This window comes from Corynebacterium glaucum (assembly GCF_002287505.1).
GTDB lineage: Bacteria > Actinomycetota > Actinomycetes > Mycobacteriales > Mycobacteriaceae > Corynebacterium > Corynebacterium glaucum.
The window spans coordinates 1,466,206-1,491,444 of the sequence record NZ_CP019688.1; the positions used below are offsets into that span (position 1 = coordinate 1,466,206).

Consider the following 25,239-nt stretch of genomic DNA (forward strand, 5'->3'; position numbering starts at 1 on the left):
AGGGCCTCCTGCTGCCACGCACGCAGCTGAGGCCCTGCACTGGGCACAGTCACCGCCGGCGCAACCCCTTGTAAATGCGCTCGCACTCGGCGCACACCGGTGAACCCGGTTTCGCCTGCTTCTTCACCGGAAACGTTTCCCCGCACAGTGCGACGACCATCTTGCCCGAGATAGCGGAATCCACGATCTGATCCTTCTTCACGTAGTGGAAGAACTTCGGGGTTCCGTCGTCGGTGGTTGACGCTGAATCTTCCCGTAGGTCGGTACGCTCAAGAGTCTTCGTCGTCGTTTTCACGCCTCCCATCATGCACCACAACTCGCCGGAACTTAAGCCGGAGGGCTACCCTCGGAGACCATGAGCGCTGCGGATGGGCATTTCGACGACCCGAACACGGTCGACGTGGATGCGGAACTGCCCGCGTCGCGCAAAACCCGCCGCAGGCGAACCCAGCGCGCATTGATCACTGACGCGCAGCACACCCCAGAGCAGAACCGCCGCAGCCGTGAAATGCAGTACGCAATCCTGCAGGGTCTGCGCTTGCCGTTCATTGCCCTGGCGCTGCTTTCCGGGTTCGTGTTCGACAACTGGTGGATCGCTGCAGTTCTGTTCACTATCTCGGTGCCGCTGCCGTGGATTTCCGTCATGATCGCCAACGGCCAGGGCGAGGTCCGCGATTCACGCCAGAAGAACGTCTACAAGCCCGCGGCCGCACGCGAGGCCATGCGCCTTGAAGCTGCCCGCCAGGCGCAGCTCGAAGCGGATGGGCCTGCAGACCGCCCCACTATCATCGACCACGACGATTTGCCTTAATCCCTGGCCAGAAGGATCCGCCTTGTCTCATCCCACCCCGAAACCGCAGGTCATGCGGGATCTCGTCGATATCCTCACCGCAGCCAACTTCACGGCGGACGGCATCGCCGCTCATCTCGGACCGGATGCCACCGAGGCCCTTTACCGCGGCGAACCAGGCGTCGTCCTCGCCGCCACCCACGCCGGCACGCAGCTTGACGGGCTCATCCGCTTCTTCCTCCTGCGTCGCCCACTGCCAGGAGACCAGGTTGCAGATCTGCTCGGCTCAAGGCTTGCACTTTCGCTTATCGACGACTCTTTGATCCGCGACACCCCCTCCGGCGATCTGGAGGTGGCGTTCGACGTGCGTCCCCACGTCGTTGCCGGCCACGACCGCATCGTCGTCTCGGACTGCGATGCCTCTGTGACCGACCTCGTTCCGGGCCACGACCATGTGCTCGGCGTCGGCGCCGCGTCGCTTTCTCTATTGGCCGCTACCCCACTGTCCCCTGTCGAAACTGTCCTCGACCTGGGCACCGGTTCCGGGGTACAGGCGCTCGCGCAGGCGGATGCCGCGGAGCGCGTGGTGGCGACCGACATTCACCAGCGAGCGCTTGAACTCGCGAAAGTGAATCTGGCGGCTAACGGCATACGAAACGTCGAACTTCGACAGGGGGCATGGTTCGAGCCCGTGGCCGATGAGCGTTTCGACCGGATCGTGGCCAACCCGCCGTTCGTCGTCGGTCTGCCGGAGGTGGGCCACGTCTACCGCGATTCCGGGCTCTCACTTGACGGCGCAACTGAGCTCGTCGTCGGAGAGGCGTGCAACCATCTCGCGGTTGATGGAACCGCATGCATCCTCGGTGCGTGGGTGCACACCTTGGACGAGCCATGGCAGTCCCGAGTCGCCGGCTGGATTCCTTCCACCGGAGTGAGCGCGTGGGTCCTGCAGCGTGATGTAGTGGACCCCGGGATGTACGTGTCCACTTGGTTGAAGGACGAATCGCTCGACCCGCGCTCGCGCGAGGCTATAAAGCGCACCGATGCTTGGCTTTCTCATTTCGATGAGCATCACGTGCACGCCGTCGGCTTCGGCTGGGTCTTTATCCGGGACATCGGCGATGCGCCGTCCGAGGTCACCGCCGAGGAATTGCGTCAGCCGTTCAGCGACCCACTGGGACCGGAAGTGGAGGAATACTTCCTGCGAGCTGGGTGGTTGCGCGGCCGAAGCGCTGACGAGCTGCTCGACTCCACCTTTGTAGTACGCCCTGGAGTCGCCCTCGAAGAAGTAAGCCTTGCGGATACCTCGGCGGGGATCGGATTCACACGCGAAGTCACCCGAGTCAGCCGAACCGACGGCCCGAGGTTCTCCCATGAAATTGACGCCGGAGTGCGCGCGGTGCTCGCAGGACTCCACCCTCAGGGGCTATCGCTTCGAGATGTCGTCGGCCTCTTCGCCGCGTCCCGTTCCATGACATCGGAGAACCAGATGCAGGGACTCGAGACCACTGCGGCGGCAGCCATCGTGGATTTGATCAGACATGGCATCGTGGTCCCTGCGGAGATCGCCGAGGTGATTTCTCCGACAACCCAGCGGAAGGAATAGAAGATGAAGGCGGTACTCACACGAGTTTCACGCGCGTCGGTAACCGTAGATGGCGAGACGGTTGGGGCTATCGAGTGTCCGGAGACTGGCGGCGTGCTCGCCCTCGTCGGTGTAGGGGCGGATGACGACGCTTCCTCCTGGGAGACCATGGCGCGCAAGATAGCTGAGCTACGCATTCTTGAAGGCGAGCGCTCCGTTGTCGACGCCGGCGCGCCAGTACTTTTGGTCAGCCAGTTCACGCTCATGGGGCGCACAGCGAAGGGCCGGCGACCATCGTGGGCAGATGCCGCAGCCGGCGAGGTAGCCGAACCCGTGATAGCAAAGATCGCAGAGGAGCTCCGCTCTCGTGGTATCCATATCGAGGAAGGGCGGTTTGGAGCCAAGATGAAGGTGGAAAGCGTGAATGAGGGTCCCTTTACCGTCGTCGTTGAATCGTGATTAAGCTCACATTTCGCCTCTAGCAGGACTTATATCAGAACGGGTGCGAATCTGAACGCACAACTCACCCGGGGATGTAACACCGGGAACAAATTCGGGACGCAGGGCGTTTATTGGGTGGATTCAAAAACTCAGTGATCAATTCAGTGATCGAGGAGGCAACGCCACATGACTCAACCGGATCATGCCAACGCCACGGAGACCGAAGAGGTCGACCGCGGCAGTCGCCGAAATCAGACGAACGACAACCCATCTGCGGATCTGGTTCGTGTCTATCTGAACGGTATTGGCAAAACTGCGCTTCTCGATGCTGAGGAAGAGGTTGAGCTCGCCCAGCAGATCGAGGTCGGCCTGTACGCCCAGCACTTATTGGATGATCCGGACGTGGAGCTCACCCGCGCCATGAAGCGCGATTTGAAGATCCTGGCGAAGGAAGGACGCAAAGCTCGCGCTCACCTCCTCGAAGCCAACCTCCGTCTCGTTGTCTCTCTTGCGAAGCGCTACACCGGCCGTGGGATGCCGCTGCTGGATCTCATCCAAGAAGGCAACTTGGGCTTGATCCGCGCCATGGAGAAGTTCGACTATTCGAAGGGCTTCAAGTTTTCCACCTACGCCACGTGGTGGATCCGCCAGGCGATTACCCGTGGCATGGCTGACCAGTCCCGCACGATCCGTCTCCCAGTCCACCTTGTGGAGCAGGTCAATAAACTCTCCCGCATCCGTCGCGAGATGTACCAGTCCCTGGGCCGCGAGCCGACGAACGAGGAACTCGCAGAGGAGTCTGGCATCCCCGAGTCCAAGATCGAGATGCTGCTCCGCCAATCCCGCGACCCGGTGAGCTTGGACATGCCGGTTGGTGCGGACGAGGAAGCACCCCTCGGCGACTTTATCGAGGATGCCGAGGCAACTGACGCTGAAGACGCTGTGGTCTCCACCCTGCGCCACGACGATATCGAGGACATCATCAACGGGCTCGAACAGCGCGAGCAGGATGTGATCCGTTTGCGGTACGGACTGACCGATGGCGTGCCCCGCACGCTTGATCAGATCGGCCGACAGTATGGTCTCTCGCGCGAGCGAGTCCGTCAGATCGAGCGCGAGGTGATGGCCAAGCTTCGCGTTGGTGATCGCGCCGACCGATTGCGCGATTACGCGCTCTAAGCACAAGCAGTCCTGACCCGGTGGCCCCACCGGGTCTTTTGACGTTCGCAGCGCCCCACCCTGCACTACAGTGGACGCTGTTATTCAAGCCACGGGAAGGAACACTCTCATGCGTGATCTCGTCGACACCACAGAGATGTATCTGCGCACGGTGTATGAGTTGGAAGAAGAGGGCATCACTCCCCTTCGCGCCCGCATCGCGGAGCGGCTCGAACAGTCCGGCCCAACCGTTTCTCAGACGGTCGCGCGCATGGAACGCGACGGGTTGATCGTCGTGGAGCGTGATCGCTCACTTTCGCTGACTTCCGAGGGCCGAGCACTGGCAACTTCGGTGATGCGCAAGCACCGTCTCGCTGAACGCCTGCTCACCGACATCCTCAAGCTCGACATCGATCAGGTGCACGACGAAGCGTGCCGCTGGGAACACGTTATGAGCGACGCGGTGGAGCGTCGAGTCATCGATGTTCTCGCGGATGCGAGCCGCTCCCCATTTGGCAACCCGATCCCCTCGATCGAAGACACACTGGGGTCATCTAGTGCGCATTCCCAAGCTGGTACCCGAGTCATCGACTTGCGGCTGGACGCCCCAACCAAGGTCGTCGTAAAGCAAATTAACGAGATCCTCCAACAGGGAACCAACGTGCAGGATCCGTTAGTCCGTCTCGGCGATCTGGTAGGTGAAGAGGTCACCATCACCCCCACAAACGACGGCGGCGTGGTCGTGACCACTGTTGACGACGAAACCGTCGAGATAGCCCCAGAATTCGCCCACGCACTGCGCGTCGAGATCACGGACTAGGACGATATGAAGCTTGTAGTTACTGGTGGCGCCGGGTACGTCGGTAGCGTCTGCGCCGATGCACTCTTGGAAGCGGGCCACAAAGTGGTCATTATCGACGACTTCAGCACCGGAAACCCAGATGCTGTGCCCTCTGGTGCCGAGCTCGTCGCCGGCACCATCGACGATGTGATCGATGAGGTCTTAGCTGCTGGTGATGTGGATGGGGTGTTGCACTTCGCAGCTCGTTCACTTGTCGGCGAGTCGATGGAAGATCCTGCCGAATATTGGCACTACAACCTTGGGGTGTCGCTGACGCTCCTCGACGCGATGCGGCGCCACGACGTGAAGTCTCTGGTGTTCTCCTCGACCGCCGCAACCTACGGGGAGCCGGACCAAGTCCCCATCGAAGAGACTGCACCCACGCACCCGACGAATCCGTATGGTGCCACGAAACTCGCCATCGACTACGCGATCACCTCCTACTGCAACGCATATGGTCTCGCGGCGACCAGCCTGCGGTACTTCAACGTCGCTGGCGCCCATGGCTCCATTGGTGAGAACCACAAGACTGAAACCCACCTCATCCCTCTGGTCCTGCAGGTTGCAATGGGCTACCGGGACAAGATTTTCGTCTTTGGCGATGATTGGCCGACACAAGACGGCACCTGCATCCGCGACTACATTCATATCCGCGATCTCGCCGACGCCCACATCCTGGCACTGGAATCTAACGTTGCGGGCGAACACCGCATCTTCAATCTTGGCTCGGGTGATGGATACTCTGTGCTTGAAGTGATTGAGATGTGCCGAGAGGTCACCGGCCACTCGATCCCCGCCGAAGTCGCCCCCCGCCGCGCAGGCGACCCTGCGGTTTTGGTGGCATCTTCGGAAAAGATCAAGCGCGAGCTTGGCTGGGACCCGTCCCGAACGGAGCTGCGTCGTATCGTCGAGGATGCGTGGGCATTCACACAGGAGCTCGGTGACAAGTCGCACGCAGCGCGTTAGCTCCGGTTCACCCCTTCCAGCTCCTCCCACATAGCTGCGCATCCGAGCTCCGCCGAGTGCAGGAGGCTGGTGTGCTCGCCATGCCGAAGCAGCTCCAGGAGTACCTCCGACAACGAGTGGCCCGGGACTTCTTCCTGTGCACACATCAGGGCAACGCTCGCCCACGATGCGAGCTTGAGTTGCACCGCTGCAATGGCCCACAAGCTCAATGCATTGGCCCGGATCACTCCCCGGTATCCACGTGCCACGGCAAGGAGGCCGGCACCTGCCCGGTGTGGGTGTTCAAGCGCAGTGGCCACTAAGCAGTCTCTCAACCTGCGGTCCGCCAACGCGGCAGCAGTAATCTCCGCCTCTACCGCGATGGGGAAAGCCTCACGCATACCAAGTTTGGTGTCAGCGGCAAGGAAACCGATATCAGGAACCGTCGTCAATGCCTTGCATGCCCGCGCGATCTCCTCGAGTGCTGCTCGGGGGTCGGTCTCAAGCCTGTCTCGTAGACGCCGGCTCCGGGCGTACGCCCGCCGCGTCAGTGCCACGGCATCGGTTTCTTCTCCACCCGTAGCTGCTGGTTCGAAGAATGCGCGGGTGTCTTCCCGGTCAAGTTCCGGCAGTGCGCCTTGCGCCAGCAGTGGTGCCATTGTGGGTTGGGAGACCACGGACGCAATGATGCCTGTCAACCAATCTTCACCCAGACCCGCCTCAAGTAGCTCTGCAGGGGCCGGACCGAACATGAGGCAATACGGAGTCCCGGACGCAATCTCAGAGACGTGCCAGCACGCGTGGATCAACGCTCGCCCATCCGGGTCCGCCAAGGCATACAACTCCTCCGTGGCGTCGCGAACAAGTTGTGAGTTCGGAACCCGGCTCACGACGATAGCGAGAAAACTCATGACTCCATCGAGCGGGGTGGCTTTGATTGTGTCGCCGATTCTCGACGCGTGGCAGAGATCAGCCCGCATGACGGGCCCGAGGTAGGCGGGGCCGTCAAGATCGTCTTGCAAAAGACACACGACGATCGCGGATTCCTGAGGGTAGTAGCCGAGAATGCCAGGAAGCGCGGCGATGAAGTCTGCAGGCCCAAACAGGGCGCCGGTGGAGCGGTTTTCCGATGAGTACTGAGGTGTCTGAGTCATGTGTATTCGACGCCAATCCGCTTGACCGGGTTCCTCTGAGACAGAGCACCACCCCGTGTTCATCCCCAGACCACGTCACCAAAAGTCATCTTTTTCAGATTGCTGTGGAGAACGCGCCCACCCACGGTGGCGCCCACTTCGTTCGCTAGGGCACAATGAGGAACTTGCTCAATGGGAATGGTTCGTCGGCTTACACCGTTGTCATGAGAGAATGTACCGGCACCACCGGCACGCCCACGATTAACTTTCCAGGAGGAATACCATGTCGGACGAGCACCGCATGTACGAGCTTGAGTATCCTTCGCCTGCTGTCGGCGAGGGAGCACCCGCCGGCCCCACCCTCATCATTGCGATGCAGGGCTACGCCGATGCCGGGCACGCGGTGGAAGGCTCCGCACAGCATCTGAAGGCTGCGCTTGAATCCCGAACCGTCGCTACGTTCAACAACGACGAGTTGATTGATTACCGCTCGCGTCGTCCAGTCGTCACGCTGCACCAGCACGAAATCTCCAATATCGATGATCTTGAACTGGATATGCGCGTCCTCCGCGACACTGAGGGGAAGCCGTTCCTTCTGCTTTCCGGCCCCGAGCCGGATCTGCGTTGGGAGGCTTTTAGTGAGGCGGTGGCGGATCTGGTGGAGCGCTTCGATGTCGCCGAAACCATTTGCCTCTACGCTGCCCCGATGGGTGCCCCGCACACCCGGCCACTTGTGGTGTCGGCACACGGCAACGCCCGCAACCTCGTCGGTTCGATGTTCACCTTCGACGGCATGGTCTCCATCCCCGGTTCTGCGGCGATTCTCATCGAGCGCGAACTGCACAAACGTGGTCGATCCGTGGCCGGGTACACCGCGCACGTGCCACACTATGTGGCGGCATCACCGTACCCACATGCCATGTTCCAACTTCTTCAGTCCGTTGAAGATTCTGCGAAGCTGAAGTTCCCGCTGCGCTCGCTCGAGCAAGACATGGCAAAGGTGTCACGCCAACTTGCTGAGCAGACTGCGGAGTCTGAGGAGATCGCCCAGGTCGTCCAGGCGCTCGAGGAGCATTACGATTCCGAGATGGAGGAATACCGCCAGCGCAACCCGGAGGCGATGATGCCTGGTGAAGCGCAGGTACCTACCGGAGACGAGATCAGCGAGGCGTTCGAAAACTTCCTCGCTGCGATTGAGGACCGCGACCGCGACCGGGTGGGCACCCAGGAGCTTCCACTTGCCAGCGACGAGCGCCAGCGTCTCTCCGATCACTATTTCATCGACCCGCTCAAAGGCACCGACATCGACGAGACGGGCGTCGAGGACACCGACGATCCCGATAACAGCCTCGATGATGACGACGAGTAGTGAGCTAGTTTGGAACGTGTGACTCTCGCTGCCGCACTCCCCGATCTTGCCGACGTTCCCGAATCACTCTTCGAAGACGCGGTGTGGGAGTCGTTCCAACAATGGACTGCGTCACGAGGCATTAGCCTCTACCCCGCCCAGGAGGAAGCGTCACTAGCCCTGTTAGCTGGCGACAACGTCATCCTTGCCACCCCAACCGGCTCGGGCAAGTCGATGGTGGCAAACGCGGCGCATTTCATCGCAATGGCGCGCGGACAACGAAGTTTCTACACCGCTCCAATCAAGGCGCTGGTGAGCGAAAAATTCTTCGCTCTATGCGAAATCTTTGGCCCGGAAAACGTCGGCATGATGACAGGAGATGCCACTGTTAACGGCAACGCTCCAATCATCGCAGCCACCGCTGAAATCGTCGCTAACATCGCACTGCGCGAAGGCAAACACGCGCGCATCGACCAGGTGGTCATGGACGAGTTCCACTATTACTCCGAGCCGGAGCGCGGCTGGGCATGGCAAGTGCCGCTCCTCGAGCTCCCGCATGCGCAGTTCTTACTCATGTCCGCAACCCTGGGCGACACGCAGTGGCTGCAAGACGACCTCACCGAACGAACCGGCCGCACAACCACCTTCGTCGGCGGCTCACAGCGCCCGGTGCCTCTTGACTTTCATTACGTCTTCACTCCCGTCCACGAGACCATCCAGCAACTGCTCGAGGACGGCAAGGCCCCGATCTACGTCGTCCACTTCTCGCAACGCGAAGCCACCGAACGGGCGCAAGCGCTCACGAGCATGAACATCGTCACAGCCGAAGAAAAGGCTCGGATCGCCGAAGAGATCGGGGATTTCCGTTTCACAACGACGTTCGGCAAAACCCTCTCGAAGCTGCTGCGTCGCGGCATCGGCATCCACCACGCGGGAATGCTGCCAAAGTATCGACGCCTCGTTGAGCGGCTTTCCCAAACCGGGCTGCTCAAGGTGATTTGCGGCACCGACACGCTCGGCGTCGGCATTAACGTTCCGATCCGCACCGTGCTGATGACGGGCTTGGCCAAGTACGACGGCACCCGCAGCCGCTTACTCAAGTCCCGCGAGTTCCACCAGATTGCGGGGCGCGCGGGACGCGCCGGGTTCGACACGGAAGGCACTGTGGTCGTTGAAGCGCCGGAGCACGAGATTGAAAACGTCAAGCTGCGTCGCAAGGCAGGCGACGACCCGAAAAAGCTGAAGAAGATCCGCAAAAAGTCCGCGCGAGATGGTGAGGTCTCCTGGTCGGAGAAAACCTTCCAGCGGCTCACCACGGCAGAACCGGAGGAGCTCACCAGCCAGTTCTCGGTGTCGAACTCGATGCTGCTGAACGTCGTCGCCCGCCCGGGCGACGGCTACGAGCACATGCGCCACCTCTTGCGCACCAACCACGACGCACGCGCAAAGCAAAACCGCGACATCTTGACCGCCATTGAGCTCTTCCGCGGCCTGGTCAACGCGGACATTGTGGAGCGCACACCGGATTCACCCGCGTTTCGTCCATACACGCTCACCCGAGAGCTTGACCGCGACTTCGCCCTCAACCAGCCCCTTTCCCCTTTCGCTCTCGCGTTCTTGACGCTGCTTGATCCGGAGTCGGAGACGTACACATTCGACGTGATCTCGACTTTCGAGGCGATCCTTGAAGATCCGCGCCAGCTCCTGCAGGCCCAACAAAAGGCGGCACGCGGCGAAGAGATCGCAGCACTCAAGGCCGAGGGAGTGGATTTCGCCGACCGCATGGCAATTATTGAGGAGGTGACTTATCCCAAGCCGCTCGAGGACGAGCTTGAAGACGCATTCGAGACGTTCACCGAGGGCAATCCGTGGGCCAAGGAATTCGAACTTAAGCCGAAGTCGGTGGTGCGCGACATGATCGAGCACGCCATGACGTTTTCCGACCTCATCGCCACCTACGGGCTCGCGCGCTCAGAAGGCGTAGTGTTGCGCTACCTCACCGATGCGTGGCGCACGCTGAGCCATTCAATCCCCGATGCGTACATGAACGAAGAGCTCGAGGACATCGTGGTGTGGCTCGGGGAGCTCATCCGTCAAGTCGACTCTTCGCTTATCGACGAATGGGCGCACATGACCGACGATGACGCCCCGATTTCCCAGGAGACGCTCGACCGTGAACTGGCCTTTGGGGTGGAAGACCCCACGGCGCTCACCGCGAACCGCCGCGCGTTCACCATCATGGTTCGCAACTACTTCTTCCGGTTGACCGAGTTGTTCGCGCTGGAGAAGGAAGACGACTTGGCAGAGATGCTGGATTACCTCGATCCCGCCGACACCGTGGACTGGCCGGCGGCGATGGACGACTACTTTGACGAGTACACGGACATGGACACCGGCCCGGACGCTCGCGGCCCCGAGTACTTCCGTCTTTCAGATCAATCTGGACGCAAGTGGTCCGTGGTCCAAATCTTCAAGGATCCGGACGAGGATAACGCGTTCCAGCTCCACGGTGTGGTGGACCTCGACGCATCGGATGCGGCCGGCGAGGTGCGCCTCGCTCACCTGAAACTTAAGCAGGTGTAAACACGCCACATTGGTGAGCCTAGACGGGTACATTCAGCCTCACATCGTCGGCTATGTCTTCGAGGAGGTTCACTGTGACCAAAGCGCTCATCGTCGGTGCGGGTATGACAGGACTTGCCACCGCGTGGCACCTGCAGGAATACGGGTACGAGGTCGAGGTCGTCGACCGCATCGGCGTCGCCGCCGGCTCATCGTGGGGCAATGCCGGATGGCTCGCACCGGGTAAGACCATACCCCTGTCGAACTCGAGCCTGTGGGCGTACGGTCCGACCGCACTGTTTGATAAGCACGCCGCGCTCGATGTGCCGGTGCGCTTCGACCCGAAGCTGTGGCGCTTCTGCGCCAACTTCATGGCGCACGCCACCGGGCGCGCCTGGGACAAGACCATGGCGGGCCTGACCAAGGCGGACCTCGGAGCTCTGGCCGCCTTCGACGAGCTCGAGGCCGGCGGCGTGAAGGCCACCACGCACGAGAGCCCGTTCATCATCGGTTTCGAAAACGAGCAGAAGGCCGGTGGTTTCCTCAAGGAGGTCGAGGGCGCTCAGCGCCACGGCCAGGAGATCCCGTTCGAGCAGATCACGCTTGACGACGCCCGCGTGCACGCCCCGATGCTCACCGACAAGGTGGGCGCGACCTACCGCATGGGCGGCCAGCGCTTCATCGAGCCAGGCCCGTACTGCCAGGCAATCGCGGACTCCATCGTGGAGCGCGGCGGCAAGGTCACTACTGGTGTGGAGGTCGTGAAGGTTAGCTCCACCCGCAAACCGGCCGTAAAGCTGGCCACCGGCGAGTGGCTGCACGCTGACAACGTCGTGCTGGCCACAGGCGCGTGGCTACCGAAGCTGGCTAAGGACATCGGCGTAACCACGCTGATTCAGGCGGGACGCGGCTACTCCTTCTCAGTGGAGACGGACCAGCCGGCAACCTGCCCGGTATACCTGCCGGACCCGAAAATCGCCTGCACCCCGTACCAGGGCCGCTTCCGTATTGCCGGCACGATGGAGTTCCGCGGCCCGGATGAGCCGTTCCAGCCGGGCCGTATCGCGTCCATGATCCACACCACCAAGCCGTTCTTCCGCGGCATCGATTGGGAAGACCGCCAGGACGAGTGGGTCGGTTCCCGCCCGGTGACCCCGGACGGCCTGCCGCTGGTGGGCGCGACCAAGGTGCCCAACGTGTACACCAACGGCGGCCACGGCATGTGGGGCATCATCCTCGGCCCGCTGTGCGGCAAGATGCTGGCCAAGCAGATCGAGACCGGTGAAGTCGACGAGACCATCGCGCCGTTCGACCCGCTGCGAGGCCCCTTTGGCGGCCTATAATCCCCGTCTCCCCTAACCCCGGAAACCAGTGTTTTCCGGGGCTTTTTCTTGTGCGCGGAGAATCTTCCGCAAATCAGTGGTCTATCGCAGAGTTTTCGGTTAGCTTGATTGCTGTCACATAGGACTGTCTTAGTGGTAAGGAACACATATGCCAAACTTGCTCACCAACCAGCTCCCGCCGGAAACTACCGCTGACCTCGACCATGTCGTCGATGAAGCTGTGGCCCGCGCGTACCGCTGGATGGAAGCGACCGCTGACGCGGACGCGGACGATGCCCAGACGCAGCAGCTTGCCGAGATGCTTCGCGACGATAACGGCATCCGCTTCACCATGGACTTCGTTGACCGCGTCATGCGGCCTGAGGACAACCGCGTGGCAGCCAATGCGCTACGCGCGATCACCAGGGGCGTCGACGCGTCCTTCCTCGGCCGCATCAACGCCCTGCTCGTTGGTGCCGGTGCCTTTGTGGGTCCGTTCTTGCCCTTCGTGGTGGTCCCGGCGGCGCGCATGCGCCTGCGCCAACTGGTGGGCCACCTCGTGCTGGACGCGGAGTCCGACGCGCTGAACAACCTGCTCGACAACGCAGAGAAGCGCGGCGAGGAGCTCAATCTCAACCTGCTGGGCGAGGCTGTGCTCGGCGAGAAAGAAGCGACGGACCGCGCGGAGCGCACCCTGAACCTAATCAAGAACCCGAGGGTGACCTACGTGTCCGTCAAGGCGTCTTCCATGGTCTCCCAGCTCAACCATTGGGACTACGACGAGTGCGTGCGCCTGGTCAAAGACCGCATCCGTCCGCTGTACCGCGCGGCGCGCGACCGCAGCCCCCAGGTGTTCATCAACATGGATATGGAGGAATACCACGACCTCCACCTCACGCTCGACGTGTTCACCCAGCTACTCAGCGAGGAAGAGTTCAAGGACTACCAGGGCGGCATCGTGCTGCAGGCGTACCTACCCGACACCCTCGGCGCGCTGGAGTACCTCGCCGACTTTGCAAAGAAGCGCGTGGCCGACGGCGGCTCGAAGATCAAGATCCGCCTGGTCAAAGGCGCGAACCTGTCTATGGAACGCCACCACGCTGAGGTCAAGGGCTGGGCACAGGCGCCGTACCTGACCAAGGACGAAGTGGACGCGAACTACTACCGCCTGCTCGACTTCATCGTGCGCCCGGAGTACGCCGACAGCGTCGCTATCGGCATCGCCTCCCATAACCTGTTCACCTCCGCGCTCGCTTACGAGCTGGCGCAGCGCCGCGGCGTCACCAGCATGCTCGATTCGGAGATGCTGCAGGGCATGTCACCGGCGCAGCAGGAGATCGTGCGCGAAGCCTACGGCCGCCAGATCCTCTACACCCCCGTCGTGCGCAAAGAGGACTTCGATGTGGCGGTGAGCTACCTCGTGCGCCGTCTTGAGGAGAACGCGGCGCCGCAGAACTTCCTGCATGCCCTGTTCGCGCCCAAGACCGAGAAGCGCGACCCGATTAAGGAGCAGGAGGACGTCTTCCGCTGGGCGGTGGACAACCGCTGGGGCGTGCACAACGGCCCGAACCGCGAACAGGACCGCACTAACGAGACCGGACGCCAGGTCGGCGCAGAATCCAGCACCACCGGCCGCTTCTTCAACGAGCCGGACACCGACCCGGCGCTGGAAGCCAACCGCGCATGGGCAATCGAGCACCTCAAGAACCCGCCTGCCGTGGACACCGGCGAGGAGATCACGGATCCGTCCGTGATCGTCGACCACATCGCCCGCGCCCAAGAAGCGCAGCAGGCCTGGGGCGGGCTATCCGCCAGCGAGCGTGCCGACGTCCTCGACGCGATCGGCGACGAGATTGCGCGCCGCCGCGGCGACTTCATCGCCGTCGCCGCGCACGAGGCGGGCAAGACGGTCGACCAGTCCGACCCGGAGATCTCGGAGGCTATCGATTTTTGCACCTACTACGCCGACAGTGCCCGCCACCTCGACGACATTGCCGCGGACTTCGAACCGAACAAGCTCACGGTGGTTGTCCCGCCGTGGAATTTCCCGGTGGCCATCCCCACCGGTGGCGTGATGGCGGCGCTGGCGGCCGGCTCCGCGGTGATTCTCAAGCCGGCGCCGCAGGTGACGCAGTGCGCCAAGCTCATTGCGGATTGCATCCAGGCGGCCTTTGCCGAGAAGGGCATCAACGCCGACACCGTGCAGTACGTGCGCGCCGACGAAGGCGAGGCCGGCAAGGCGCTGCTTACCGACGACGCCGTGGACGCCATCATCCTCACCGGCGCCTCCGAGACCGCCCAACTGTTCAAGTCCTGGAACCCGAAGCTCAACGTCATGGCGGAAACTTCCGGCAAGAACGCCATCATCATCACCCCGTCCGCTGACCCGGACCTCGCGGTCAACGACCTGTACCTGTCCGCCTTCGGCCACTCGGGCCAGAAGTGCTCCGCGGCCTCGTTGGCCATCCTCGTCGGCTCCGCCGGCGAGTCTGAGAGGTTGAAGAACCAGCTTCTCGATGCCGCCTCCACCCTGGTGGTCGGCCCGGGCACCGACCTGTCCACCACGATGAACGGCCTGATCGAAGCCCCGGGCGAGAAGCTCGAGCGCGGCCTGACCACGCTGGATCCGGGCGAGTCGTGGCTGCTCAAGCCCCGCAGGCTCGACGACGAGGGCAAGTTTTGGTCCCCCGGCATCCGCGACGGCGTGAAGCCCGGTTCCTGGTACCACCAGAACGAGTGCTTCGGCCCGGTGCTGGGCATCATGCACGCCAAGGACCTCGACGAGGCGATCGAGTGGCAAAACTCCACCGGCTACGGACTGACCGCCGGTATCCACACGCTCGATGGCGAGGAGATCACCACGTGGCTCGACCGAGTCGAGGCCGGCAACGTCTACGTCAACCGCGGCATCACCGGCGCAATCGTGCAGCGACAGCCGTTCGGCGGCTGGAAGAAGTCGTCCGTGGGCCCCGGCGCGAAGGCGGGTGGACCGAACTACGTCGCGCAGATGGGCACCTGGAGGGAGCGGGCGGAGCTGGCGCCGTCGCTAGGCGTGAGCATCTCGGCGCAGGTGCAGGAGCTTCTCGACGCCTTCCGCGCGAACGTTCACGACGAGGACTACGGCTGGCTTTCCCGCGCCGCCGAGTACGACCAGCGCGCTTGGGACAAGGAGTTCGGCCGCGGGCACGACCACTCCGGTCTGCGCTCGGAGGCGAACATCTTCCGTTACCGCAGCACCTTGGAGCCGGTGGTGGTCTATGTCGGCGAGGGCTACCAGCTGCGCGAGGTGTACCGCCAGCTGCTCGCCGCTTCGATCACCGGCACCCAGGTACGTGTGGTCGCGCCGGATGCGATCGCCCGTGAGCTTGAGGCAGCCGGTGTCACCGTTGACGCGCACGCCGTCACGGGCTCGCCTGACCGTATCCGCGTCGTGGGCGACGCGCCCGAGGAGCTCTACGGCGACGTCGCCACCGCGGTGTTTGACGGGCCAGTGCTTATCGACGGCCGCCGCGAGCTTTTGCCCTACCTGCTGGAGCAGGCCGTGTCTGCGACGCTGCACCGCTTCGGCGTGATCCACGATCCGGCCAACATCCGGAACTAATACCCCGTCCACCTCACTACACAGGGAGCGCCCTGATGACTACCGCCCCACCACCGCATTCGGACGCGCCGGCACGCCCGAAGGCCGGCGTCGTGCCCGACGAAGACGCGGGTCTGCAGAAAGGCCTGTCTACGCGCCAGATCAACATGATCGCCATCGGCTCGGCGATCGGCACCGGCCTGTTCTTGGGCGCTGGATCGCGCCTTCAGGCGGCCGGCCCATCGCTGGCCTTTATGTACCTGCTATGCGGGTTCATCGGCTATCTCATCTTGCGCAGCTTGGGCGAGCTGATCGCCCACCGCCCGACCTCCGGGTCGTTCGTGTCCTACACGCGCGAGTTCTACGGGGAAAAGGCTGCCTACGTTTCCGGCTGGTTGTACTGGTTCAACTGGGCCGCCACCGCAGTGGCGGACGCGACCGCACTGGCCATCTACATCCGCTGGTTCGGCCAGTACTACGGCTGGATCAACGATGTTCCGCAGTGGGTCTACGCCCTGGTCATCATCGCGCTGGTCACCGGCATGAACCTGGTGTCGGTGAAGTTCTTCGGCGAGATGGAGTTCTGGTTCTCCCTGATCAAGGTGCTGTTCCTGCTCACCTTCCTCGCCGTGGGCATCTTCATGGTGATCTTCGACAACCCGAGCGGGGACCTGACTGGTCTCACGCTGATCACGGACAACGGCGGCTGGTTCCCCAACGGCGTGTTGCCAGCGCTGATTGTGATCCAGGGTGTCGTGTTCGCGTACGCCGGCATTGAGCTGCTCGGCACCACTTCCGGCGAGACAAAGAACCCGAAGAAGGAAATTCCGCGCGCCATCAACGCGGTCGTCTTCCGCCTGCTGGTGTTCTACTTCGGCTCCGTGCTGCTGCTGTGCCTGCTCTTGCCGTACACCGAGTACTCGGGCGACGAGTCCCCGTTTGTGACCTTCTTCGACTCGATCGGCGTTCCGTACGCGGGTGCCATCACCCAGCTGGTGGTCATCACCGCGGCACTGTCCTCGCTCAACGCGGGTCTGTACTCCACCGGCCGCATCATGTACTCGCTGTCCAAGGCTGGCTCCGCCCCGCAGTGGGCGGGCAAGGTGACTAAGGGCGGCGTGCCCTACGGCGGCATTTTGCTCACCACCGGTGTCGCGCTGTTCGGTGTGGTGCTCAACTACTTCGTGCCGGAGGCCGCATTCGAAGTAGTGCTGAACATCGCCGCGCTGGGCACGATGGCGTCGTGGGCGGCGATCTCGCTGTCCCACATGCGGTTTGTCCGGCTGGCTCGACAGGGCAAATACACCCGCCCCGACTACCGCGCCCGGTTCTCCCCGTTCACGGACATTGTTTCGCTGCTGTTCCTGGTGCTCGTAGTCATCCTCATGGCGTTCGACTACCCCATCGGTACGTGGACACTTGTGGTGTCGCTGCTAATGTGGCCGGCGCTTGCGTGGGGCTGGTTCAAGGTGCGCGACCGAGTCGAGTTCATTTCTCGGTCTCACGTGAACTACGAAAAGATCACCGGCGAGCAAGCCCCCGACATTGACCCGCGGCTACGCAACCCGTAGCGCTGCTATACAGGTAATCGCACACACCCCAACCAAACCCGAAAGGAACCAAATGCCTCAGCTCGTAGACGTTCAGAACATGTGCCGTTGGATCAACCACCACGGCGTGGAGAAGCTCATCGCCGGCATCCAGAGCTACATCGAGGAAGATTTCGTGCGCTGGGAGAGCTTCGACAAGATCCCGCGTGTGGCCAGCCACACCCCCATCGGCGTGATTGAACTCATGCCCACTTCCGATTCCAACGAGTACGCGTTCAAGTACGTCAACGGCCACCCCTCCAACCCGACCCGCGGCTACCAGACCGTCACCGCGTTCGGTGTGCTCGCGGACGTGGACAACGGCTACCCCACCTTCGAGGCGGAGATGACGCTGCTCACGGCGCTGCGCACCGCCGCCACCTCGGCGATGGCCGCGAAGTACCTCGCACGCAAGGAATCCGAGGTCATGGCGATGATCGGCGCCGGCTCACAGTCCGAGTTCCAGGCGCTGGGCTTCCGCGCGGCACTGGGTATTGAGCGTGTGCGCATCTTCGACATCGACCCGGATGCGATGGAGAAGTTCCGCCGCAATATCGAGCCGCTAGGCATCGAGGTCTACATGGCCGCAAGCGTCGAGGACGCGGTCGAAGGTGCTGACATCATCACCACCTGCACCGCCGATAAGGCGCAGAACACCATCCTGGATTACTCCCTGATCCGCCCCGGCGTGCACCTCAACGGCGTCGGTGGTGACTGCCCCGGCAAAACCGAGCTGGATGCTCGCATCCTCGACGACGCCACCGTGTTTGTGGAGTTCCCGCCGCAGACCCGCATCGAGGGCGAGATCCAGAACAAGGACGACGACTTCGAGGTCGTGGAGCTGTGGAAGGTCATCGCCGGCAAGCACGAGGGCCGAACCAGCGACGAGGAGATTACCCTGTTCGACTCCGTCGGCTTCGCCATCGAGGACTTCTCCGCGCTGCGCTACCTGCGCGATTCTGTGGCGGGCACCGAGTTCCAGGAGTTCATCGACTTAGTCGCGGATCCGGAGGATCCGAAGGACCTGTTCTCGCTGACCACCAACGTGCTCACCCCGCTGTAAAACACCCCGCTTCACGACGAAACCTCCGGCAGTCTCCCGCTCAGTGCGAGATCCTGCCGGAGGTCGTGCCGTCATAAAGCTAAATGCTTAGCGGGCATCTTCGATGGTGACGGCCTGGGCAACAGCCTGGACAACACCGGCGACCTTGACTGCCTCCCAGACCTGCTCCTTGGTCAGGCCCTCCTCGCGCACGACGTTCGCGTGGGCGACGGCGCAGTGCTCGCAGCCGTTGATAGTGGAAACGGCGAGCGACCAGAGCTCGAAGTCCGACTTTTCCACACCCGGCTTGGAGATGATGTTCATGCGCAGGCCGAACTTGACCTGGGAGTAGTCGTCACCCAGCCAGCCCTTGGCGCGGTAAGCAACGTTGTTCATCGCCATGACGGTGGCTGCGCCGTAAGCGGCTTCGACAGCCTCCTCGGAGAGGTGCTCCTTCGCCTCGTCGGCGATTTCGGAGATGACGGTGGAGTTGCGGGTCGCCGCGGCAGATGCGAGCAGGGTTCCCCACAGCTGCTGCTCGTTCAGCTCAGAAGAGCGGGTAAGCGAACCGAGGTTGAGCTTCTGGTCCTTGGCGTACTCCGGCAGGGCGTTGCGCAGATTTTCAATAGACAAAGTCTTTCGCCTTCCTTGTGGGTGATAAGTTTTTCCGAATTCGGTGGGCTGGAAAAACCCCGCGGTGCGCGGGGTTTCTCATTTCGGGTCCTACTTCAGGGACTCCTGAACCACAGCCATCTTGTCGATGTTCTTGGTCGGGTCGTTCTTCTGCCAGTCGCAGGCGCAGACTTCCTCGGACTGCAGTGCATCGAGCACACGCAGCACCTCGTCGACGTTACGGCCAACAGCATCCGGGGTGACGGACACAAACTGGATCACACCGTCCGGGTCAATGATGAAGGTGGCGCGGTCTGCGACACCGTCAGCGTTCTCGACACCCAGTGCACGGATCAGGTCGTGGCGCACGTCAGCGAACATCGGGAACGGCACCTCGAGCAGATCCTCGTGGGTCGCGCGCCAGTTGAAGTGGGAGTACTCGTTGTCGGTGGAGCCACCGAGCACCTGGGTGTCGCGGTCCTCGAACTCCTCATTGAGCTTGCCAAAAGCAGCGATCTCGGTCGGACAAACGAAGGTGAAGTCCTTCGGGTAGAAGAAGACGATCTTCCACTTGCCCTCGTACTTGTCCAGGGACACGCGCTCGAAGTAGTCATCCGGGCTGGAGGCCTGGGCTTCCTTCAGGTTGCCACCCTTGAGGGCAACAAGATCGAACTCCGGGAAACGCTCTCCAACAGTCATGATCGGCATAATGATCCTCCAATAAGATTTCGCTCACGCGACTGGTTTGTTTGTGCGCCATCCGCGCACCTAGTCACAATTGTGCCACAACAAACCCACTCTTTCAACGAGAAAACTTATCGGCTTCGTGTAGTGTCATAGGCATGTCCAATAAGGAGTACAAGCCCACCCTGTCTCAGCTTCGGACGTTTGTCACCATTGCGGAGAACAAGCATTTCGGCACCGCAGCGACCAAGTTGAACATTTCGCAACCGTCGCTGTCTCAGGCGCTAGTGGCGTTGGAAACCGGGCTGGGAATCCAGCTCATCGAGCGCTCCACCCGCAAGGTCATCGTGACCCCGAAGGGCGAAACGCTGTTGCCGTACGCCAAGGCTGCGCTCGATGCCGCAGACACGTTCGTCCTGCATTCCCGCGGCACAGAAGGCACGCTCGCCGGGCCCATCACTATCGGCGTAATCCCCACCGTCGCTCCGTACCTCCTACCCCATCTGTTGCGCGAGCTGCAGCAAAACTTCCCGGAGGCGGAGCCGCGCATCGTAGAAGAGCAAACCAACCACTTGCTCAATAGCTTGCGCGAGGGTCAGATCGATGTCGCAGTACTTGCGCTGCCGACCGAGACCCCCGGGCTGCAGGAAGTTGAGCTCTACACAGAGTCGTTCGTCGCAGTCACCCCTGAAGGTCACCCGCTGGCAGGCCACTGCGACCTCACCCTCAGTGACCTGGAGCGCTTGGAGCTTCTTTTGCTTGACGACGGCCACTGTCTTCGGGATCAGATCGTGGACCTGTGCAAGCTGGCGAATGTCCAGCAATCGCCCGCTTCGCAGTCCGTGACCCGCGCCGCGTCTCTGACCACCATCGTGCAGCTCGTAGTAGCCGGCCTTGGTTCAACGCTTGTTCCGCTGTCGGCAGTGGAGACCGAGTGCTCACGGCCTGGGCTTTCGGTTGCGGCATTTGATGGCGACTCAGGTGCAGAGCGCAGCGTTGGCCTTGCGTATCGCGCGTCCGCTGCCCGCGAGGACGACTTCGCAGCATTGGGCGAGCTGGTGAAGCAGGCGTACGAGTCTTCGATTGAACGCGTCGCCACGGTCGTCCCAGGGTTACCGGCAACGCCGGAGGCGGGCTAGACTTCATAGCCCGGATATGAATGCAATCTCCAAACCCGACCTTTACACCGCGCTCGACGGCGTCACCCTCGCTGACGAGCGCCGTTTTCGCCGACGCCTAAAGAAGGCCCACTCGCCCGAGGCCCTCGAAGCGATTGCGAAAGACATCGAGACTGCGCGCAGGGTCGTTGACGCTCGCGACCAGGCAATTGGCGAGATCACCTACCCGGAGAATCTGCCGGTGTCTGCTCGCCGCGACGACATCATGGAGCTCATTCGGGACAACCAAGTGGTCATCATCGCTGGTGAGACCGGCTCCGGAAAAACCACGCAGATCCCCAAGATGCTGCTTGAGCTCGGCCGCGGCCGGCGCGGGATGATCGGGCACACCCAGCCGCGCAGGCTTGCAGCGCGCACGGTGGCAGAGCGCATTGCTGACGAGCTTGGCCAGGAGATTGGTGAATCTGTCGGCTACGCGATCCGCTTTGATGACCGGGTCTCCCCCTCTACGGCCGTCAAGCTCATGACAGACGGCATCTTGCTCGCGGAAATGCAACGGGACCGCTTCTTCAACACCTACGACACCATCATCATCGACGAGGCCCACGAGCGAAGCCTGAATATCGACTTCTTGCTGGGCTACCTGAAGCGCCTACTGCCGAAGCGACCGGATCTCAAGGTCATTGTCACCTCGGCAACCATCGATCCGGAGCGCTTCGCCGAGCACTTCGCGGACGCGCACGGCAACCCCGCTCCGATTATCGAAGTATCAGGCCGCACCTACCCCGTCGAAATCCGCTACCGCCCCCTTATCGAACAGGTGCAGACCAAAGACGGCGTGAAAGAAGTCGATACCGACATGATCGACGGGGTCGTCGACGCATGCCAAGAACTGATGCGCGAAGGCGACGGCGACATCCTGTGCTTCTTCGCTTCCGAACGCGACATCCGCGACACCATGGAAGCGATCGAGAAGCAACATTGGCGTGGTGTCGAGGTGGTGCCGCTCTTCGGCCGCTTGTCCAACGCCGAGCAGCACAGGGTGTTTGCGCCGCATTCTGGCCGTCGCATCGTGCTGTCCACCAACATTGCGGAGACTTCGCTGACCGTGCCGGGAATCCATTACGTCGTGGATACTGGGCTCGCACGTATCTCGCGCTATTCCACCCGCACGAAAGTTCAGCGCCTCCCTATCGAGGAGATCTCGCAGGCGAGTGCGAACCAGCGCTCGGGACGCTCAGGCCGTGTCGCCGACGGCATCGCGATCCGCCTCTACTCCGAGGAGAACTTCGAGAACCGCGACGAGTTCACCGACCCAGAGATTCTGCGCACCAACCTCGCGTCCGTCATCTTGCAGATGATCTCGCTGCGCCTCGGCGATGTCGCGGAGTTCCCGTTCATCCAGCCGCCGGATCAGAAGTCCGTGCGCGACGGCCTGATGATCCTCCACGAACTCGGCGCGATCTCTAATGAGGAGAAGCACGACGCACCGGTGCTCACCGCGATCGGTCGGGACATCGCGCGCATTCCGGTTGACCCGAAGATGGCCCGCATGTTGGTCGAAGCGAACCGGTTAGGCGTGCTTGATGACGTCACCGTGATCGTGGCGAACATGACCATCCAAGATGTGCGCGAGCGGCCGCTCGAGTTTCAGGCACAGGCCGACCAGGCCCACGCCCGGTTCAAGGACAAGCAGTCGGACTTCCTCTCCGCGCTTAAACTCTGGGATTACATTAACGACTCGCGTGACGAGCTCACCGGCAACGCATTCCGCAAGCGCATGAAGCGTGAGTTCCTGCACTACATGCGTATTCGCGAGTGGTACGACTTGGTGCGCCAACTGCGCGACGTAGAGCGCGGGCTCGGTTGGTCCCGGGCGGAGAATGTGGCCAACGAGCGCGATGCTGACGCCATCCACAAGTCGCTCCTGACCGGGTTGTTGTCCAACATCGGCGCCCGCGACGGCAATTCCAAGGAATTTCATGGGGCTCGTGGGACAAGGTTCATGATCTTCCCCGGGTCGTCGTTAAGCAAAAAGCCCCCGGAATTTGTGATGGCCGCAGAGCTTGTGGAGACCTCCCGCCTGTGGGCGCGCGATGTGGCGAAGATCGAGCCGACCTGGGTGGAGCAAGCCGCCGGAGACTTGCTGCGACGCAGCTACTCGGAGCCGGTGTGGTCGCGGAAACGTTCCGCCGCGATGGTGCATGAGAAGACGATGCTCTACGGCGTGTCGATTGTTCGCGATCGACTCGTGCCCTATCACCGGGTTGATCCGGACGGGGCACGCAACATGTTCATCCGGCACGCGCTGATCGGCGGGGACTGGAACCGCCACCACCTGTTCATCGACCACAATGACGCTCTCATGGCCGAGGCTGCGCTGGTGGAAGAGAAAGTGCGCCGCCGCGGTCTTGTGGTGGACGAGGACGCGCTGTTCGACTTCTACGATTCCAAGTTGCCCGCCACGGTTACCACCGCACGGCATTTCGATTCGTGGTGGAAGAAGCAGCGCCGCGAGGACGCTCACTACCTCGACTTCGACCCCGCTGCGCTGGTGCAAGACGATGGGCTGGACACCTCCGACGCCGCGTTCCCGCCAAACTGGCGCCAGGGCACGATCACCTACGACCTGCGCTACAAGTTCGAGCCGAACGACCCGTTCGACGGTGTCACGGTCGAGGTGCCGGTGCCGCTGCTCGCAGGACTGGAGCCGGCCGGGTTCGACTGGCTCGTGCCGGGGCTGCGCCTTGAGCTGGTTACCGAACTGCTGCGCACCTTGCCCAAGACGCTACGCCGCAGCGTAGTGCCGGCACCCGACTTCGCCGCACGGGCCCTGCCGCTCATCAACGACGAACACAAGCAGGAACAATTGCTTGTCGACGCCCTGGCCAACGCCCTCAAGGACCTCGGTGTCCGCGGCATTGACGGCGCGGATTTCACGCCTTCCTCCCTGCCGGCGCACCTGAAGATGACGTTTGCAGCGATTGATCGTCGTGGCGAGATCATCGACAACGACACCGACCTGGCCGCGCTCAAGAGCCGTCAAGCTGGCAAGATCGCATCCTCAGTGTCGCAGGCTGGGCGCGCATCTGAATCGGATGCGGTGCGTAAATGGACAGCGGAGACGCTTGGAGAGGTGCCGGAAACTGTCACCACCACCATCGACGGCAACGAGGTCGACGCGTACCCGGCACTTGAAGCAACGCCAGACGGTGTGAAAGTGACGGTGCACCCGACGAAGGCGGCGGCAGACGCGTCGATGACCACCGCAACGCTCACTTTGCTGCTACGGGAGATTTCCGTAAGCACCCAGCAGATGACGAAAGGACTTCCGCTGCGGCACAAAGTTGCTGTGGACCACTACCCGCACGGCGGAGCGGACGGGTTAGTTGAAGACGCCCGGGTTGCGGTGATCCGAGACCTGATGATCGCCCACGGCGGGGCGGTGCGTTCACCCGCAGAGTTCGATGCTCTGGTACAAGAGATCAAGCCGAATGTGGCTGGTGAGGTGCGCCGAATCGTGGTCGGGCTTGCGCCTGCGCTGGTTGAATACGCCAACATCGCGCGTGAGCTCGACCAGTGGGAGGGCCCCGCGATCGACGACATGCGAGGCCAGCTCGCTTTCTTCCTGCCCCGTCACGCGATCACCATTCACGGCGCGCAGCATCTGCAGCACCTTCCCCGCTACATCGAAGCGATGCGCATCCGCCTGGGCGATCTACGTCTTGATCCTGACCGCGATGCCGACAGGCAGTCTGCAGTCGACGACGCAAAGCGCTACCTGGAGGCGAAGGCAGCCAAGCTACCGGCGAATCGGAGGAAGTCGCGTGCTTACAAAGATATTCTCTGGCGAATCGAGGAGTTGCGGGTCAGCCTTTTCGCGCAGCGCCTGGGCACCCCCCAACCCGTAAGTCAGCGGCGCATCGAAAAGATGGTGGACAAGCTCGCTTAGAAGTCTTCGCGGTCGCGGCGGCGCATTAGCCTGATTTCGGATTCGAAGTCGTCCGCGCTCTCGAAGGACTTGTAAACCGAGGCGAAGCGGAGATACGCGACCTCGTCGAGAGCCCGCAGCGGTTCTAGCACCGCAAGACCGATTTGGTTTGCTGGCACCTGCGAACTGCCTTGCGCACGCACGGCTTCTTCGACCTGTTGCGCGAGACGTTTCAGCGCGTCATCAGACACGTCGCGTCCCTGACACGCTCGCCGCACACCGACGATGAGCTTATCTCGATCGAACGGCTCGCTCACTCCGTTGCGCTTCACGACGGTCAACACCGCTTTTTCTACCGTGGTGAAACGGCCACCACATTCGGTGCACTCTCGCCTGCGACGAATTGCAGAACCCGCATCCACAGTGCGGGAGTCGGTGACCCGGGATTGCTCATGGTGGCAGAACGGACAGAACACGGTTCACACATCCCATATGTTGCGGCGGTCATGGTTCTGGCGTCAGCTTACTGCAGCGACACCACGATCCGGGCTAGCGAGC

Annotated in this window: 19 protein-coding genes; 14 read left to right on the top strand and 5 right to left on the bottom strand. The window is 62.2% G+C overall.

Annotated features, from left to right (window positions below; translation table 11 throughout):
- Nucleotides 1-49: 49 nt before the first annotated feature.
- Entirely contained in the window at nucleotides 50-307 is a 258-nt protein-coding gene (locus CGLAU_RS07175) for a DUF3039 domain-containing protein (RefSeq protein WP_095660093.1), read from the bottom strand.
- 48 nt (nucleotides 308-355) lie between these two features.
- Here CGLAU_RS07175 and CGLAU_RS07180 point away from each other — a divergent pair, with 48 nt between their 5' ends.
- The 6 genes from CGLAU_RS07180 to galE all read left to right on the top strand — a co-directional run bounded on the left by CGLAU_RS07180 (nucleotide 356) and on the right by galE (nucleotide 5,781).
- Nucleotides 356-811 carry a DUF3099 domain-containing protein gene (locus tag CGLAU_RS07180; protein WP_095660094.1) on the top strand — a complete coding sequence of 152 codons (456 nt, stop codon included), beginning with the start codon at nucleotides 356-358 and terminating at the stop codon, nucleotides 809-811.
- A 52-nt stretch (nucleotides 812-863) separates the two neighbouring features.
- Complete coding sequence (locus CGLAU_RS07185) at nucleotides 864-2,396, top strand: DUF7782 domain-containing protein (protein ID WP_095660095.1); 1,533 nt, start codon at nucleotides 864-866, stop codon at nucleotides 2,394-2,396.
- Nucleotides 2,397-2,399: 3 nt separating this feature from the next.
- Nucleotides 2,400-2,834 (top strand): D-aminoacyl-tRNA deacylase, encoded by a 435-nt coding sequence (gene dtd / locus CGLAU_RS07190; protein ID WP_095660096.1) that lies wholly within the window; start codon nucleotides 2,400-2,402, stop codon nucleotides 2,832-2,834.
- Nucleotides 2,835-3,002: 168 nt separating this feature from the next.
- Complete coding sequence (locus CGLAU_RS07195; RefSeq protein WP_095660097.1) at nucleotides 3,003-3,995, top strand: sigma-70 family RNA polymerase sigma factor; 993 nt, start codon at nucleotides 3,003-3,005, stop codon at nucleotides 3,993-3,995.
- A 109-nt stretch (nucleotides 3,996-4,104) separates the two neighbouring features.
- Complete coding sequence (locus CGLAU_RS07200; RefSeq protein ID WP_095660098.1) at nucleotides 4,105-4,794, top strand: metal-dependent transcriptional regulator; 690 nt, start codon at nucleotides 4,105-4,107, stop codon at nucleotides 4,792-4,794.
- 6 nt (nucleotides 4,795-4,800) lie between these two features.
- Entirely contained in the window at nucleotides 4,801-5,781 is a 981-nt protein-coding gene (gene galE, locus CGLAU_RS07205; RefSeq protein ID WP_095660099.1) for a UDP-glucose 4-epimerase GalE, read from the top strand.
- Here galE and CGLAU_RS07210 read toward each other — a convergent pair.
- Nucleotides 5,778-6,914: a DUF4192 domain-containing protein gene (locus CGLAU_RS07210; protein WP_157731285.1), complete on the bottom strand. Its 1,137-nt coding sequence runs from the start codon at nucleotides 6,912-6,914 to the stop codon at nucleotides 5,778-5,780. The two genes, galE and CGLAU_RS07210, sit on opposite strands and share 4 nt — an antisense overlap.
- 262 nt (nucleotides 6,915-7,176) lie before the next feature.
- On the opposite strand from CGLAU_RS07210, the gene CGLAU_RS07215 reads away from it, so the two are divergent.
- The 6 genes from CGLAU_RS07215 to CGLAU_RS07240 all read left to right on the top strand — a co-directional run bounded on the left by CGLAU_RS07215 (nucleotide 7,177) and on the right by CGLAU_RS07240 (nucleotide 18,357).
- Nucleotides 7,177-8,262 carry a PAC2 family protein gene (locus CGLAU_RS07215; RefSeq protein WP_095660101.1) on the top strand — a complete coding sequence of 362 codons (1,086 nt, stop codon included), beginning with the start codon at nucleotides 7,177-7,179 and terminating at the stop codon, nucleotides 8,260-8,262.
- 18 nt (nucleotides 8,263-8,280) lie between these two features.
- Nucleotides 8,281-10,824: a DEAD/DEAH box helicase gene (locus CGLAU_RS07220; protein WP_095660102.1), complete on the top strand. Its 2,544-nt coding sequence runs from the start codon at nucleotides 8,281-8,283 to the stop codon at nucleotides 10,822-10,824.
- A 53-nt stretch (nucleotides 10,825-10,877) separates the two neighbouring features.
- On the top strand, nucleotides 10,878-12,146 hold the full coding sequence (locus tag CGLAU_RS07225; protein WP_095660103.1) for an NAD(P)/FAD-dependent oxidoreductase: 1,269 nt from the start codon (nucleotides 10,878-10,880) through the stop codon (nucleotides 12,144-12,146).
- A 148-nt stretch (nucleotides 12,147-12,294) separates the two neighbouring features.
- Complete coding sequence (locus CGLAU_RS07230) at nucleotides 12,295-15,726, top strand: bifunctional proline dehydrogenase/L-glutamate gamma-semialdehyde dehydrogenase (protein ID WP_095660104.1); 3,432 nt, start codon at nucleotides 12,295-12,297, stop codon at nucleotides 15,724-15,726.
- Nucleotides 15,727-15,761: 35 nt separating this feature from the next.
- Nucleotides 15,762-17,276 carry an amino acid permease gene (locus CGLAU_RS07235; RefSeq protein ID WP_095660105.1) on the top strand — a complete coding sequence of 505 codons (1,515 nt, stop codon included), beginning with the start codon at nucleotides 15,762-15,764 and terminating at the stop codon, nucleotides 17,274-17,276.
- Between the two features lie 52 nt (nucleotides 17,277-17,328).
- The gene (locus CGLAU_RS07240; RefSeq protein ID WP_095660106.1) at nucleotides 17,329-18,357 is read left to right on the top strand and encodes an ornithine cyclodeaminase; all 1,029 of its coding nucleotides are present in this window, start codon (nucleotides 17,329-17,331) and stop codon (nucleotides 18,355-18,357) included.
- 87 nt (nucleotides 18,358-18,444) lie between these two features.
- Here CGLAU_RS07240 and CGLAU_RS07245 read toward each other — a convergent pair whose 3' ends face one another.
- Together CGLAU_RS07245 and CGLAU_RS07250 are read right to left on the bottom strand one after the other, a co-directional pair.
- The gene (locus CGLAU_RS07245) at nucleotides 18,445-18,969 is read right to left on the bottom strand and encodes a carboxymuconolactone decarboxylase family protein (RefSeq protein ID WP_095660107.1); all 525 of its coding nucleotides are present in this window, start codon (nucleotides 18,967-18,969) and stop codon (nucleotides 18,445-18,447) included.
- 90 nt (nucleotides 18,970-19,059) lie between these two features.
- On the bottom strand, nucleotides 19,060-19,656 hold the full coding sequence (locus CGLAU_RS07250) for a peroxiredoxin (protein WP_095660108.1): 597 nt from the start codon (nucleotides 19,654-19,656) through the stop codon (nucleotides 19,060-19,062).
- 134 nt (nucleotides 19,657-19,790) lie between these two features.
- Between CGLAU_RS07250 and CGLAU_RS07255 the strand changes: the two genes are divergently transcribed.
- Nucleotides 19,791-20,771: a hydrogen peroxide-inducible genes activator gene (locus CGLAU_RS07255; protein ID WP_095660109.1), complete on the top strand. Its 981-nt coding sequence runs from the start codon at nucleotides 19,791-19,793 to the stop codon at nucleotides 20,769-20,771.
- 16 nt (nucleotides 20,772-20,787) lie between these two features.
- Nucleotides 20,788-24,702, top strand: a complete 3,915-nt coding sequence (hrpA, locus tag CGLAU_RS07260; protein WP_095660110.1) for an ATP-dependent RNA helicase HrpA — start codon at nucleotides 20,788-20,790, stop codon at nucleotides 24,700-24,702.
- Here hrpA and nrdR read toward each other — a convergent pair.
- The gene (nrdR, locus tag CGLAU_RS07265) at nucleotides 24,699-25,157 is read right to left on the bottom strand and encodes a transcriptional regulator NrdR (RefSeq protein ID WP_095660111.1); all 459 of its coding nucleotides are present in this window, start codon (nucleotides 25,155-25,157) and stop codon (nucleotides 24,699-24,701) included. The two genes, hrpA and nrdR, sit on opposite strands and share 4 nt — an antisense overlap.
- Nucleotides 25,158-25,239: the final 82 nt, after the last annotated feature.